Annotated in this window: 9 protein-coding genes; all 9 read right to left on the reverse strand. The window is 46.8% G+C overall.

Annotated features, from left to right (window positions below; all coding sequences use genetic code 11):
* Positions 1 to 11: 11 nt before the first annotated feature.
* Positions 12 to 632 (reverse strand): YfgM family protein, encoded by a 621-nt coding sequence (locus TI10_RS12015; protein WP_049583583.1) that lies wholly within the window; start codon positions 630 to 632, stop codon positions 12 to 14.
* Between the two features lie 11 nt (positions 633 to 643).
* The gene (gene hisS / locus TI10_RS12020; RefSeq protein WP_049583584.1) at positions 644 to 1,921 is read right to left on the reverse strand and encodes a histidine--tRNA ligase; all 1,278 of its coding nucleotides are present in this window, start codon (positions 1,919 to 1,921) and stop codon (positions 644 to 646) included.
* Between the two features lie 120 nt (positions 1,922 to 2,041).
* Positions 2,042 to 3,163, reverse strand: coding sequence for a flavodoxin-dependent (E)-4-hydroxy-3-methylbut-2-enyl-diphosphate synthase (ispG, locus tag TI10_RS12025; RefSeq protein ID WP_049583585.1), 1,122 nt, complete (start codon positions 3,161 to 3,163; stop codon positions 2,042 to 2,044).
* A gap of 71 nt (positions 3,164 to 3,234) precedes the next feature.
* Positions 3,235 to 4,269 (reverse strand): cytoskeleton protein RodZ, encoded by a 1,035-nt coding sequence (rodZ, locus tag TI10_RS12030; RefSeq protein ID WP_049583587.1) that lies wholly within the window; start codon positions 4,267 to 4,269, stop codon positions 3,235 to 3,237.
* Between the two features lie 120 nt (positions 4,270 to 4,389).
* A complete protein-coding gene (locus TI10_RS12035; protein WP_049583588.1) occupies positions 4,390 to 4,815 on the reverse strand; it encodes a tetratricopeptide repeat protein in 426 nt (141 codons plus the stop codon).
* An 80-nt stretch (positions 4,816 to 4,895) separates the two neighbouring features.
* Positions 4,896 to 6,074 (reverse strand): bifunctional tRNA (adenosine(37)-C2)-methyltransferase TrmG/ribosomal RNA large subunit methyltransferase RlmN, encoded by a 1,179-nt coding sequence (locus TI10_RS12040; protein WP_049583589.1) that lies wholly within the window; start codon positions 6,072 to 6,074, stop codon positions 4,896 to 4,898.
* Between the two features lie 183 nt (positions 6,075 to 6,257).
* On the reverse strand, positions 6,258 to 6,683 hold the full coding sequence (gene ndk / locus TI10_RS12045) for a nucleoside-diphosphate kinase (protein ID WP_036781631.1): 426 nt from the start codon (positions 6,681 to 6,683) through the stop codon (positions 6,258 to 6,260).
* Between the two features lie 222 nt (positions 6,684 to 6,905).
* Positions 6,906 to 9,227 carry a peptidoglycan glycosyltransferase PbpC gene (gene pbpC, locus TI10_RS12050; protein ID WP_049583590.1) on the reverse strand — a complete coding sequence of 774 codons (2,322 nt, stop codon included), beginning with the start codon at positions 9,225 to 9,227 and terminating at the stop codon, positions 6,906 to 6,908.
* 56 nt (positions 9,228 to 9,283) lie between these two features.
* Positions 9,284 to 14,314 carry an alpha-2-macroglobulin family protein gene (locus TI10_RS12055; RefSeq protein WP_049583591.1) on the reverse strand — a complete coding sequence of 1,677 codons (5,031 nt, stop codon included), beginning with the start codon at positions 14,312 to 14,314 and terminating at the stop codon, positions 9,284 to 9,286.
* Positions 14,315 to 14,671: the final 357 nt, after the last annotated feature.

The following is a 14,671-nucleotide window of genomic DNA, read 5'->3' on the forward strand; positions in this document are numbered from 1 at the left end:
AAAGAATCCCCTTAGCTAGATAAGTTATTCAATTTAAGATTTAACATCGATTTGATCGCTTGTGGCGAATCTGAGCTCAAACCTTTGGTATACGCTGCACGGGCACCGGCAATATCACCTTTTTTCAACAGCGCATCACCGCGGATATCCTCTGCGACGGCAACCCAACCGGAACCTTTGACCTGTTCCAATGTTTTCAGCGCGGCATCCGCTTTATCTTCCGCCAATTGAACCCTGGCTAAGCGAATATTCACCAGAGCCTGCAAATCCTCATTTTTTGCCTGACCAGCAGCCGCAGATAAAAACTGATCTGCTTTAGTTAACTCATTCTTTTCAACAGCAAGTTGAGCCAAATGCATATGCGTCATCACGCCATAACTGTTATTAGTTTCACTGGCAAATTTTTCAGCAGCGACATGACTCTCTTTTGTACTGGCAATTAATCCTCGATCTACCCGTTCAAAAGCTTCTGCGCTTTCCTGCAACTGATTTGTCTGATGAGATTGCCAGTAACGCCAGCCAATCAGCGCCCCGGCACCCAATACCAGCCCAAAAACCAGGGCCTTACCATTATTGGCAAAAAAGCGACGGATCGCGTCTACTTGTTCGTTTTCATTGGTATAGACTTCCACAGAGTCTCTCCTTAACCTAACAGTTCAGCCAAATGAGCAGCAATTTCGCTTTGCGGCAACGTTTGTTGTTCACCTGTACGTAAATCTTTAATGGCTACCTGACCAGAACGAACTTCATCCTCACCGAGGATCAGTGCAATTTTGGCGCCTTGTTTGTCCGCACGCCCCAGTTGCTTCTTAAAGTTCCCTCCCCCGTGGTTCATCATTAAACGCAATTGGGGCAACGTATCACGTACCTGTTCAGCCAAAACCAATGCTGCTTGCTGACTACCTTCACCAAAAGAAGCGAGATAAACATCTGCAACTGACCGCTCCGCGGCAAATGCTGGATTAATTTCCTGCACCAGCAAAACCAGACGCTCCATCCCCATAGCAAAACCCACCGCAGGCGTCGGTCGGCCCCCCAGTTGCTCAACCAGCCCATCGTACCGACCACCAGCACAAACCGTCCCTTGCGCCCCAAGTGCCGTCGTTACCCATTCAAATACCGTGCGGTTATAATAATCCAGACCACGAACTAAACGCTGATTAATCCGATACTTGATACCCACCCCATCAAGAAGCGCACACAGGCTATCAAAATGTTCCTTTGATTCCGCATCAAGATAATCAACCAGTTCCGGCGCATCATTAAGAAGTTGCTGAACTTCAGGATTTTTTGAATCCAGAACACGCAATGGATTGCTGTACATACGGCGTTTGCAATCTTCATCCAGCTTATCTTTGTGCTGCTCAAGAAAAGCCACTAACGCCTCACGGTAATTAGCGCGTGCCGCCAACGAACCAATGGAATTGAGTTCAAGCGTCACATGCTCATAAATACCGAGCTCACGCCACCAGCGGGCAGTCAATAAAATAAGTTCAGCATCAATATCAGGCCCTTGAAGACCAAAAACTTCAGCGCCTAACTGATAAAATTGGCGGTAACGGCCTTTTTGTGGTCGTTCATAACGGAACATTGGCCCTAAATACCATACGCGCTGTTCCTGATTGTACAGCAGACCATGTTCAATACCGGCACGCACACAACCTGCGGTATTTTCAGGGCGTAGGGTCACACTTTCACCATTGCGATCATCAAAGGTATACATCTCCTTTTCAACCACATCAGTGACTTCCCCAATAGCTCGTTTAAATAACGGGGTCTGCTCTACAATCGGTGTGCGGATCTCACTATAACCATAACCCGCCAGTACCCGTTTCAAAATAGTTTCGATACGCTGCCAGATAACCGTATCTGCCGGCAAGTAGTCATTCATGCCTCGAATAGCTTGGATATTTTTTGCCACGTCTTATCTCTAGTTAATGATTCAAAAATGATGTTGATTATAGAAGCGAATACCGACGAGCTTCAATTAACAAACAAAACAACGCTGGCTCATCGTTATGATGAGCCAGCGTCAGGTACATTATTTGTCCAGTTGACTTATGCCAATGCGCTTATTTTCATCCAGCATTGATGCTTTAGCACGGATCTTCGCCTCAAGCTGATCAATCATATCAGCATTATCGAGACGCTCTTTCTGCCGCACGCCATCTTCATAAAAACCACTTTTCGTTCTGGCGCCGGTGACACCTAAAGTAGAAACCTCCGCCTCACCGGGTCCGTTAACCACACAACCAATAATAGAAACATCCATCGGTGTGAGTAAATCTTCCAAGCGCTGTTCCAAGGCATTAACTGTGCCAATAACATCAAATTCCTGACGAGAACAGGTTGGACAAGCGATAAAGTTTATACCACGGGAACGAATACGTAATGCTTTCAGAATGTCGAAACCCACTTTAACTTCTTCGACAGGATCAGCAGCCAGAGAAATACGCAAGGTATCGCCGATACCTTCTGACAGGAGGATACCCAAGCCAATAGCTGATTTTACAGAACCTGCACGGGCGCCGCCCGCCTCGGTAATCCCAAGATGCAATGGCTGATCAATCTTCTGAGCTAACAAGCGATAGGCGCCAACCGCCAGAAAGACATCCGACGCTTTTACACTGATTTTAAACTGGTCAAAATTAAGTCTGTCAAGAATATCCACATGGCGCATAGCCGATTCCACCAACGCTTCTGGGGTTGGCTCGCCATATTTTTCCTGAAGATCCTTTTCCAATGATCCGCCATTTACACCAATGCGGATTGGGATATTTTTATCACGGGCAGAAGCCACAACCTCGCGGATACGTGCTTCATTACCGATATTGCCAGGGTTAATACGCAGACAATCGACACCATACTCTGCAACTTTAAGCGCAATACGGTAATCAAAATGGATATCTGCAACCAAAGGAACACTCACTTGCTGCTTAATCAACTTAAATGCTTCTGCGGCGTCCATCGTTGGTATTGATACGCGAACAATATCAACGCCAACACGCTCAAGCGATTTAATTTGTTTAACAGTTGCGTCCACATCTGTAGTACGTGTGTTTGTCATTGACTGCACCGAAATGGGTGCGCCATCCCCGACTGGCACATTGCCTACATAAACACGCGTAGATTTGCGTCTTTTTATCGGCGATTCATTATGCATATTGGTATTTCTCCCATACTTCCATGTGCTTACTGATAAAACTACAACTATGCCCTTACTAGAACAGGCTTTTATTGTGCTGATGGCACTTTAAGACGCGCGATACGACTCTCTTTAATAAAGCGGCTTAAATCGACAACTTGCCCCCGGAACTGTACATCCACAACAGCCGGAGCACCGATAGTTAACTCATAAGGTAATGAGCCAGAGAGACTCAGATGGTCACCCTTATATTTAGTTCCACTAAATAGTTTTTTTCCATTTGCATCAACAACTTGCAACCAACAGGAGGCTTTAAAATTCATCATCAGCTTATCACTGTCAGCAACTGCCGTTAAATTATTTTCAGACACACTCGGTACTTGAGCTGTCCCTTGATTAGCTGGCAACGGAGCAGGAGCAGTCTGAGTTTGTGGCCCGTTACCAGCTAATTGAGTTTCAGGTGTTTTCGCCACCTGATTTTGAGTTGATGTCACAGATTGAGTAGCTTCCTCATGATGGCTACTGGCATTATTCGCTCCCACTGCGCTTCCGGTTACAGCAGCAGATGATGACGGCCCACTGACTGCCTGCTCGCTGGTTGGTAACCGTACCACCTGATCGTGACTTTCAGTGGACGAATCCACTGAACTCGCTTTCTTCTGGGCAATTTTAGCCGCAGAATGATCAGCCATCGAAATCAATTCTTTCTGTTGAGCTATGTGGTTTTGCCACCACCATGCTCCCGTCAAACTAATTACAACTAAAATAATCAACCACGTAATCCACATCAACCAACTTTCGCGTTTTTTACGTTTTTTACCCAACGAAAAACTCTGCATTGGTGAAACTTTCGCTGTTTTTGCCGGGGTATGCTTATCCAGAATCGCCAGAATTTCTGCTTCTGGAATTTGTACCAACTTAGCATAAGAGCGAACATAACCACGCAGGAAAGCCGGTACCATCGTGGCTGGAATATTGTCCTCTTCAATATCACGGATAGTAGAAAGTTTTAAACACAAGCGATCAGCTACAGTCTGCTGGGTTAGCCCGTGTTGTTCACGAGCCTGACGCAGGAGCTGACCTGCGGTTAAATAAGCTTGTTCTGGAGTCGTTTCTGTATTCATTAGCAAGAAGACGCGGTTCTGTTCAGGTTGTGAAAAACTTCGCGCTGGCTCCTGCTATAATATTTAAATTACACAATAGCCTGCGCGGCGAAATAGATTTGCTATTTTACTAGCGGCAAATCACTGATAACAAACACGCCTGTTAACATGGCTCCCAGCAAACAGAGTTTTGACTTCTTCATACTGCCCCTGCTCACAGAGAAAAACGCTGTAATGATACAATACCGTATCATTTCCTGGCTCGTACTGCATCGCCATTTTGTAACGTTGACGAGCTGCTTCCGGCTGACCAGAATATTGCTCATACAACGCCATACCTAATTGAGCCTGATAATGGTCTGGCTTTGCCAGTAAAACCTTATCAAAGTGATATCTGGCGGCAGGCAAATTACCTTTAGCCAGATAGGCCATTCCCAATTGAATCCGGGTTTCTGCCGCGACTTTTCGCTGTTGATTGCTGTTTGTTAGTTGATTGGAACATCCCGCCGACAACATAGCAACCACCACGGCAACAACCATCATTTCCGATAACGATTTCCTTATCATTCCATCCCCACCGACCAAAGATATGCAATTGTAACAATCAATTCAGTTACTGCACGACAGGATATACCAACATTCCTATATCAGACTGCCCTTACCTGAATAGGTTCACCGGCCTGACGTTTTTTCAATGTACGTTTGGTACGATCAATCACATCACCGGCAAGCTGACCACATGCGGCATCGATATCATCACCGCGCGTCTTACGGACAATCGTGGTGAAACCATATTCCATCAACACCTTCGCAAAGCGATCAATCCGGCTGTTGGAACTACGGCCATATGGCGCCCCCGGAAACGGGTTCCACGGAATTAAATTGATCTTACTTGGTGTATCTTTCAAACATTCAGCTAATTGATGCGCCTGTTCCACGCTGTCATTAATATGATCCAGCATGACATATTCCACAGTTACACGCCCCTGATTGGCATTGGATTTAGTTAAATAGCGGCGCACACCGGCAAGGAACTGCTCGATATTATATTTACGGTTGATAGGAACGATGTCATCCCGCACATCATCTGTCGGCGCATGCAGGGAAATCGCCAAAGCAACATCGATCATATCGCCAAGTTTATCCAAGGCTGGCACCACACCGGATGTGGATAACGTCACGCGGCGTTTTGACAAACCGAAACCAAAATCATCCATCATGATTTCCATTGCAGGAACCACGTTATTCAGATTAAGAAGAGGTTCTCCCATGCCCATCATGACCACATTGGTAATCGGGCGGCGACCACTAGATTTCAATGAACCAATAATTTTTGCCGCGCGCCAAACCTGACCAATAATTTCAGAAACCCGCAAATTACGGTTAAACCCTTGCTGAGCAGTAGAACAGAATTTACACTCCAGTGCGCAACCTACCTGAGAAGAGACACACAAGGTTGCTCGATCATCTTCCGGGATATAAACCGTTTCAACCTGCTGATCGCCAACAGTGATCGCCCATTTAATCGTACCATCGGCTGAACGTTGCTCTTCTGCTACTTCCGGCGCACGGATCTCTGCAACTTGTTGCAATTTTGCTCGCAGAATTTTATTAATATCTGTCATCTGCTCAAAATCGTCGTAACAGTAGTGATACATCCACTTCATCACCTGATCAGCGCGGAATGGTTTTTCACCCATATCAAGGAAAAACTGGCGCATTTGCTTGCGATTCAGATCAAGCAGGTTAATTTTACCGCCTTTCTTTTCTGGAGTTTCAGACACGACAGAAGCAGCAAACTGTGCCGCAGTATTTGGTTGGGACATTTTTTTATATCGCCTCGTTGTAACACTTTCGGCTCTGCGTTGATGAATTCAACGCGAAGTTTCAATTCGGGTATCACTATCAGTTTAGCATAGTGACAAATAATAAACGCCCCGTTGAATTAACAACGGGGCGCCGCATTGTACAAACTTTAATGCAATGATGCTACGGGTAACGCAAATCAATTAACGTGGGCAGATTTCATCTTCTGTGAAGAAATAGGCAATTTCACGGTTTGCAGATTCAACCGCATCAGAGCCGTGAACCGCGTTTTCAGTGAAGCTGTCTGCGTAATCAGCGCGCAGAGTACCTGCCAATGCATTATCAGGATTAGTTGCCCCCATCAGGTCGCGGTGACGCTGTACTGCATTCTCGCCTTCCAATACCTGAACCATAATCGGACCAGAAGTCATAAATTCCACCAAACCATCAAAGAAAGGACGGCCTTTGTGCTCCGCATAGAAGCCCTCAGCCTGTTCACGGGTCAGGTGAAGCATTTTGGCGGCAATAATTTTAAACCCGGCGCTTTCAAAACGAGCATAAATCGCCCCAATGGCATTTTTCTTTACCGCGTTAGGCTTAATAATAGAAAAAGTACGTTCAACCGTCATGGATAACCTCTTGGCTCTTCTTTCAGCAACTGATAATTTTAATTTTCTATTCCCGATAAATTAATCGGTTAATACTCATTCCGCAACCTTAGCGGAGACAAAAACGGCGTTGATTATAGGGGCATGAATAGCAGTTGCCTACAGAAAACATAACATTCCATTAAATTTTTCTTAGCGAAAATTACCATTTTTTCGTACAAATCACATTTTTACCTGAATCGTTTACTTCAAGGTAAAATTGACAGCATCAACCTGTCCACCTAAATCCAAAACACTAAGCTGATATTTACCCGGTTGAGTCAATGTCTGAACAAATCCCTGATTCTTTTCTGTAGTCATTACCTGTTCTCCATTCAGAAACCACCACTGTTGCCTGCCACTACCGCCCTGAGTGGTAACACGTAAATCAAGGCTGTCAAAACCGGGGAGCCGTTTCAATACATCTCCGTTGTGAATACCCACGATCAACAACGGCGCTTCATCTGATTTTAACGGTGGACATTGAGGATTAACCGGCGGCAGACGCTGTGCCCGTCGCTCTTGTGCTGGTAACCATGATTCGAGGGTAATCGGCCACAAAGCGATATTTCTAGCATGAGCGCCGGGACAATCAGGAGCCACACGCAAACCGTTTTTATCCAACCATACCTGTTCATTGATGCCTGAAATGGCCTCTTGCCCCACTGCGGGCAGCGTGGGCGGAATAGTGTTATTCAATATCCAGCTCAGACGCCGCTGACGGCAATTATCCTCTCCTTTCGGCAAACTTTGCCCTCCGGGCCAACAGATAATCGCCTGACTAACACTTGCCGGACGTGGATCAACCGGGATACGTTTAGCCCCATTTCGCATATTGGCAAGTAACAGATTATTGATCTGATTCATGATGGGAATCGCCGTAGCGTAGCCAAATTGCCCAACAACCGGCGTACCGTCAGGCCGACCAACCCAAACACCGATGGTATAACGCGCATTTAAACCGATAGCCCAAGCATCACGATAACCATAGCTGGTACCGGTTTTCCATGCCAGCGGCACTTGTGCCGATAAAACATCATCAGGTTGCGGCAGAGCTTCCCCAGCCATAATTCGCCTCACTATCCATGCAGCGCCGGGGGAAAAAAGTTGCCGATCACGCAATTTTTGCTGTGGAGTGAATCTCAAGGGAGAAACCTTCCCCTGACGGGCAAACGCCGTGTAAGCCGCCACTAGTTGATCCATCCGGGTTGCCGTGCCGCCAAGAATCAATGATAAATTGGGTTCACTACCGGGAGGAAAACGCAATACGGTTCCTACATTACGCATATTAGCGGTAAACCGCTTAGCGCCGTAAGCTTCAAGCAGTTGCACGGCGGGTAAATTCAGTGAACGCACCAACGCTTCACTGGCGCTGACCGGCCCATGAAAGCCGCTGTCAAAATTTCCCGGACGATAATAATCAAAGCGGCGAGGCACATCCTGTAACAGTGATTCCCCATGAATTAGCCCATCATCCAGCGCCATTGCATACAGAAACGGTTTCAGGGTTGATCCCGGCGAACGCCATGAACTTATCATATCGACATGACCAAAACGGCTATCATCCCGTAGATCCAGCGAACCGATATAGGCTTTCACCGCCATATCGGTGTGATCAACCACTAACACGCCAATCGAAGTCTTTTCTGGTAACTGGTACTTCCAATTCACCGCCATATCTTCAAGCTGGCGCTGTAATCCCACATCAAGGGTTGTTTTGATGATCTCCTGACGTGTACCTTTCGCCATTCGTCTGGCAAAAAGCGGGGCAAGCTGTGGCACCTGCCGGGGAGCCAACCACAACGTCTCTTGCCGAATATCAGCAATTGTCTGTTCCGGCCAGATTTTATAGTGTGCCAACCGTTGCAACACCTTATCACGAGCAACCTGCGCTCGTTCAGGATAACGATCTGGCCTTAAACGACTAGGGGCTTGCGGCAAAACAGCCAATAAAGCCGCTTCTCCCGCAGAGAGTTCAGACGGCGGTTTAGCCAAATATGCCCAACTCGCCGCGCCGACGCCTTGTAACGTGCCCCCAAACGGCGCACGGTTTAGATACATCTCAAGAATTTCACCTTTAGAATAGTGCCATTCAAGCTGCAAAGTACGCCAGATCTGTTTCAGCTTCCCGCCTAAAGTACGTGAATGTGGGTCAATCAACCGAGCTACCTGCATCGACAGAGTACTGCCGCCGGACAAAATTTTACCTGCCCGAATATCCTGCCAGGCAGCCCTGACCAGAGAAATCGGGTTAACCCCTGGATGCCGGTAGAACCAACGATCTTCATAAGTTAGCAAAGCTTGAATATATTCTGGCGACACTTGATCCAACGTCACCGGATAACGCCAAACGCCTTCATCATCGGCAAAACGCCAAAGCGGCGTACCATCCTCACTCACGACAATACGCGCCATCTTGATTTCACGCAGTGGCAAAGGCCAGATTTTATCCGCCAACCATAAACCCGCCGGGATCAGAAACAACAACAGCACAATCAGCCATATAAGGCGATGCGTTTTCTTCATTGATGAATACCTGATGAGAAATCAGCCCTTACACCTGAGCATAAGGGCTGACAAATTTAGCGGACAACTTCCAGTTTTTCAGGCGTAGAACCAACCGCACGCCAGTAAGGCACATACATAGATTCCACCTGTGGCGCAGGAATTGTGTAGATTCCTGGCGTCACCGCACGAGCCAGATAGAGCAACGTCACCGGCTGAGACGGATCAACCGCGACTGCCGCCGCATATCGATCATCACGATATTCAATATGACGAATCGTCGCCTGCTGCATATCGCCAATCAACTCCTGAAGATTAGCGGCACTCTCACTCAACTTGGCGCTGCTGTTAGCCAAATTCTGGTTTTCCAGCTCCAAACCAGCGGGCAATAAATCAACAACCAAAGCATCCTGTACGGGCTTATCTGAGCTTACCAGCAGCTTCACAACCACCATTTCACCGCTTTTCAGATGGTCAATGGAAACCGGATTACCCTGCATATCCAGGTAGCTACGCTGAATTTGCAGCACATTAGCGTAAGGTTTTGGAGAGCGCAGCGGGTAGCCCACCACATTGACTCGTGAATAGAGCGTGCTGTCACCAAGATTACTGATACTCACATCTTGCTGAATATCCTGTGGAGACAACATCTCACTATAAGGCTTGTCTCTACTTATTGGTGAAGTCCGCTGATTAATCACAGCCTCCCACGGTTGCACCGATGTATCAATAAAGAAACGTCCCGCCAGATAGAGCGAATTACTCTCCTGTGTTGAGAAATAATTGCGGGATGTCAATTCATCCGACAGCGCCAGCAATTTTTCGTCACGTTCCTTTATCTGCATATTATTTTCAGTCAACAGAGCAACAATCATTGCGTTGTCACGAATGGCACTGCCATAATCGCCTAAATCTAAATCATCACTACGGTTTTTACTGATCCCCAAACGAACCGCTTCATCTGCTCGGGTATTATCCCCCATCAGTTTCAGTGCAACGCCCAGTTGTACCAGTGACAAACCATTGCCGGCTTGCTGACGGCGTTCATAAACTTGTCTCAAAGCACCCAATGGCGCTTTCTGTTGATTGGCAAGCACCAGCCCGGCATAAGCCTGAACTGAGAATCGCATTGCTTCCTGATTCTGACTGTAGGGATAGTTAATAACACTCTTATCCTGTAAATAACGTAACAGGCGATTATTGGCAGAAATCAACACCTCTTTCGGTACGCTATAACCTCGTTGACTTGCACGGAATAGAAAATCAGTGGCATAAGCCGTTAACCAATACTCTTCATCACCGGTTTTATCCCATAAAGCAAAGCTACCGTCATGACGCTGCATACTCAACAGGTGAATAATTCCCTCATCAATGCTTGTCCGGCGTTTATTATCATCTTCCGCCATGATCCCCAAACTATTTAGCTCTGCTTTGTTCGAATAGAGAGACGGGTAAAGCCCGCTGATCGTCTGCTCAAGGCAGCCATACGGATAGGCGTACAATTCACGAATATAGCGTGAAATCTGTAACGGCGGACGGCTGCTCAGTAACAACTGCCCCTCGGCCCCTTCTGGTGATAAACCCGATAAGGCATCTGACGGCAACTGCCACTCCTCTCCCGGATGAATCACATTAGCGAACAGAACCGTTTCCGCTGGCTGTGCCGGACGCACGCCAATCTGCCAACTATTTTTATACTGTTTCAGATTCTCACCGGGTAAATTCAGACCATCAACCGTCAGGGAAATCTCTCCTTGACCAACACCATGCTGCGCCGTGACCGGAATATCTACTGTGGTACGTTTGCCTTTTTCCAGTGTTATCTCTAGACGGACATCATCCTCTAACTTAATCAAGTCATTAGCGGTAAAGTTCAAGATCAAGTCTTGTCTCTGTTCAGTTAAGTTAGTTAAATCCAACGACAACAATGCACTATCACCATCGGCCATAAAGCGAGGTAATGCCATCTGTGCAACCACCGGCGCAGCAACGACAATTTTACTTTCACCGTGGCCGAACTCATCGTCACTCCACGCTTGAGCCATCAGCCTCAATTCACCATTGAAATCAGGAATTGGCAAAACTATCTGCCCTTCCCCATTCTCATCCAATGTCACTGGCTGTGCTTGTTCAGCGATAATCTTAACTTCGGTTAATGGTTTCCTACCGCCACGATCAAGGGCGCTATCATCACCATCACCGCCAAAACGCAGATTCGCCAGCCGGCCTTCACCTTCAATCAACTGACCATACACATCATATTGATCGACGCTGTAGCGCTTACGACCAAAGAAAGCCTGATAGGGGTCCGGGGTTTTAAAATTCGTGACATTCAATACCCCTGTATCAACCGCAGAAAGCAGCACATTAACCTGCTTGGGTAATTTCCGCCCTTGTTGTGGCGCCGCCTTGACTTTAACGGTCAAATTCTGATTCGGACGCATCTTTTCCGGTGCGGATAATGTCAAATCCAGCTTACGATTTTCATCAACCAACGGCAGGTGCAACACGCCAATGGCACGTTTCGGCGTCGCCTGACGAGATTTATCCTCTGGACGCACTACCACAGCGGTTAAATAAAGGTCATGACGACGCCACTCTTTATTTACCGGCACTTCCACATCCAAACCTTGCTCTGGCACATCAATTTTTTGCCACCAAAGCGGCCCTTCGCTGGATTCCACCAACAGATAACCTTTACCGGCCTGTGGCGCGACCATATGCAATTTTATCTTCTCACCTACTTGATAAGCGGGCTTATCCAGAGATAACTTCACCTGATCAGGACGAACAGCTCCTGTGCCGCCGGTATTATCCTGCCATGAGTAACCCGCCCAGAAATTAACGCTGGTCACTAATTGATTTTCTGGATTAACCACTTCAATACGGTACGACCCCCAATCAACCGGAAAACTGATCTTTGCCGTACCATCTTGAGCAATCTGGATATGTTCATCCGCCATCACCAAATCTTTCTGGTCATAGCCTGATTGCCAACCTTCACTATCCGACCAACGCCAATAATAGTCGCGGCGTTCATAAACCAAACGGGCAGTTAAATCTTTCGCAGCATATTTTTTTCCATTAGCATCGGCATACACTACCGCAAATTGCGCCAGTGAATTTTCATCCACATTGTAACGGCTTTGGTAACGACCTATACGATAGTCATAAATCTCTTTCTGATTAAACAGCGGACGAATACCAACCAGCTTTTCTGTCGGCCAAACGGCCTGTTCAACCCGACGAGTCACCGGACGGCCGCCCGATTCAAGCAAACTGGCCTGTACAATGACGTTTACCGGCGAAGAGACTGAACTCCAGTTGTCGGCGCTGACATTAAGCGCGGCTTTACCGCCATTATCTAAAACCAAGTCAAACTCATCCAATGTACGGCTAAGGTTGTCCTCCGTAGCCGCGCCAAACTCATAGCCGGGCAATTTTGCTACCGCATTACGGGCCGGACGCAAGAATAACTGCCCTTGCAGACGATTATATGCAGCAGGCGCGCCATACAGATAACGGCCGTTAATCGCGAAATCCACACTGTGGTCTTTCATCACCGGTTGCGACTCACTGCTAATCTCCAGCGCCAAGCGCTCCGGCATAAAATCTTCGACATTAAATTTGTAATAACGAGGTTTGTTATCGCCCAGATCAAAACGTAACGACCAGAGTCCGGTAGCCGCTGACTGAGGGATCGCATAACGATACTGATACAATCCATTGTCAGGTTGCCAGACAAAACTACGCACGACCTGACCATCGGTTTTCAATACATCCACTTTAACTGGCTGACTTTTTATTGCGCGGCCATCGCCATCACGCAACAAGCCATTGACAATCAACGTCTCACCTGGACGATAGAGATCACGAGGCCCAAAAACAAAAAACTGTTTGCCGTATCCTTGCGGGCCAGAGATATCAAATTCAGACAGATCCAACGCCGGCGAGACCAAATCAATCATACTGGTTTGCTGGTCGCGCGTAGCGAGCAACAGTTTCGCTTTCGCATTTTTCGCCAAGCTGACATGCCCATCATCGTCTGTTGTCGCCTTCGACAATAACTGCCCTTTCTCATCCAACAGACGTATTTCCACCCCTTTCAGGCCGCTACCTTGCGCCAAAGATTGGGTAAACACATCCATTTTATCCAGATAACTGTGCATAGAAACACCAATGTCGCTTAAGGTAAACATTGTGGCTGGATTAGTGTCAGTGTATTTACCCGCTTGTTGCATCACCGCCAGATAAACGCCATCTTTCTGTAACTCTTTAATATTATTTAATGGCAGCAGTAATTTTTCGCGAGTATTCCGTGTTGGATTCAAATCGAAACGGCCGGTATACACCAGTTCCGCACCTTTGAGCAGCTCTTCAGATTCCCAAGAACCCATATTGTTGCGATATTGCCACTGTGCAATAAAAGCGGGTAACTCCGCCTCTTTTATCCTGAAAAAATTAACATCGACACGATTAACATTCAGAGCCAATACCGGCAAACCTTCAGCGACCTTACTGGGTAACAAGGAGCCTTTACTGGCAAAACCGACAGACGGGGAAATCGTAGCGGTCGTCAGGGTTTTCTCATAAACCGTTTCGAGTTGACGGTCATTGATACCTTTAACACCCTTATCTACGGTCAATTGCAACTCACGAGATGGCGGCAAATGGCGCAAGCGAAGCTCCATCATGTTATCTGACAGTTCCCACTCCCCATCAAGTTTGCCCTCTTTGACATCCACCAAACGGACATTCTGCGCAAAATCCTGATTCGGATCTAAAGGAACAGAAAATGTCACCACCATTGCGCTAGCGCCATCAAGCTGAACTTCAGAAGCATCCAAAATCCTCACCTGTTTCCCGGCATAACGTTTTGCTAATTCAGCCAGTGATGCTGTGTCTTTCTGTTTTGCTGATTTTGGTGGAATATTTGATTGCTGAGGTACTTTTTCGCTTTGAATTTCTGAGGATTGTGATTGAGCAGCTTGCTTACTATCAGTGCTATCAGACTGGTCACAACCAGAAAGCATCAACAAAGAAGCCAAAATCACCGCCAAATAACGCTTGTTTTTTCCTAGTCGTTGCCAGAATTGACCTTGATTCATAACCATAACCTCTGTCTTAACTCCAACCAACTAGTGGCAGGATTTAATGAATAACTTTATATACCCGCTATATACCCGTTATCTTTCAAGTTGCCTCTTTGTTGGCTGCGCTCACTCACCCCGGTCACATAGTTCGCTATGCTCCCGGGGATTCGCTCCCTTGCCGTCGCGATGCCTCTTGAAATCCATTGGGTATAAATCAATATATTGAATTCAAACCAAACGGACATAATCAACTATATATCTATTGATCAACCACATACCTATTGATCAACTACATACCGCCTATTTATACAGGCAACATACAAACATTTGGTTTATATAATAGCCTGTTATTTTAATGAATTAAACATCATC

It is taken from the genome of Photorhabdus luminescens subsp. luminescens, from assembly GCF_001083805.1.
Lineage (GTDB): Bacteria > Pseudomonadota > Gammaproteobacteria > Enterobacterales > Enterobacteriaceae > Photorhabdus > Photorhabdus luminescens.

Coding starts and splice junctions, on each gene's coding strand:
- ispG (WP_049583585.1), bottom strand. CDS start 3,163: ATGCATAATGAATCGCCGATAAAAAGACGCAAATCTACGCGTGTTTAT.
- rodZ (WP_049583587.1), bottom strand. CDS start 4,269: ATGAATACAGAAACGACTCCAGAACAAGCTTATTTAACCGCAGGTCAG.
- TI10_RS12035 (WP_049583588.1), bottom strand. CDS start 4,815: ATGATAAGGAAATCGTTATCGGAAATGATGGTTGTTGCCGTGGTGGTT.
- TI10_RS12040 (WP_049583589.1), bottom strand. CDS start 6,074: ATGTCCCAACCAAATACTGCGGCACAGTTTGCTGCTTCTGTCGTGTCT.
- ndk (WP_036781631.1), bottom strand. CDS start 6,683: ATGACGGTTGAACGTACTTTTTCTATTATTAAGCCTAACGCGGTAAAG.
- pbpC (WP_049583590.1), bottom strand. CDS start 9,227: ATGAAGAAAACGCATCGCCTTATATGGCTGATTGTGCTGTTGTTGTTT.
- TI10_RS12055 (WP_049583591.1), bottom strand. CDS start 14,314: ATGAATCAAGGTCAATTCTGGCAACGACTAGGAAAAAACAAGCGTTAT.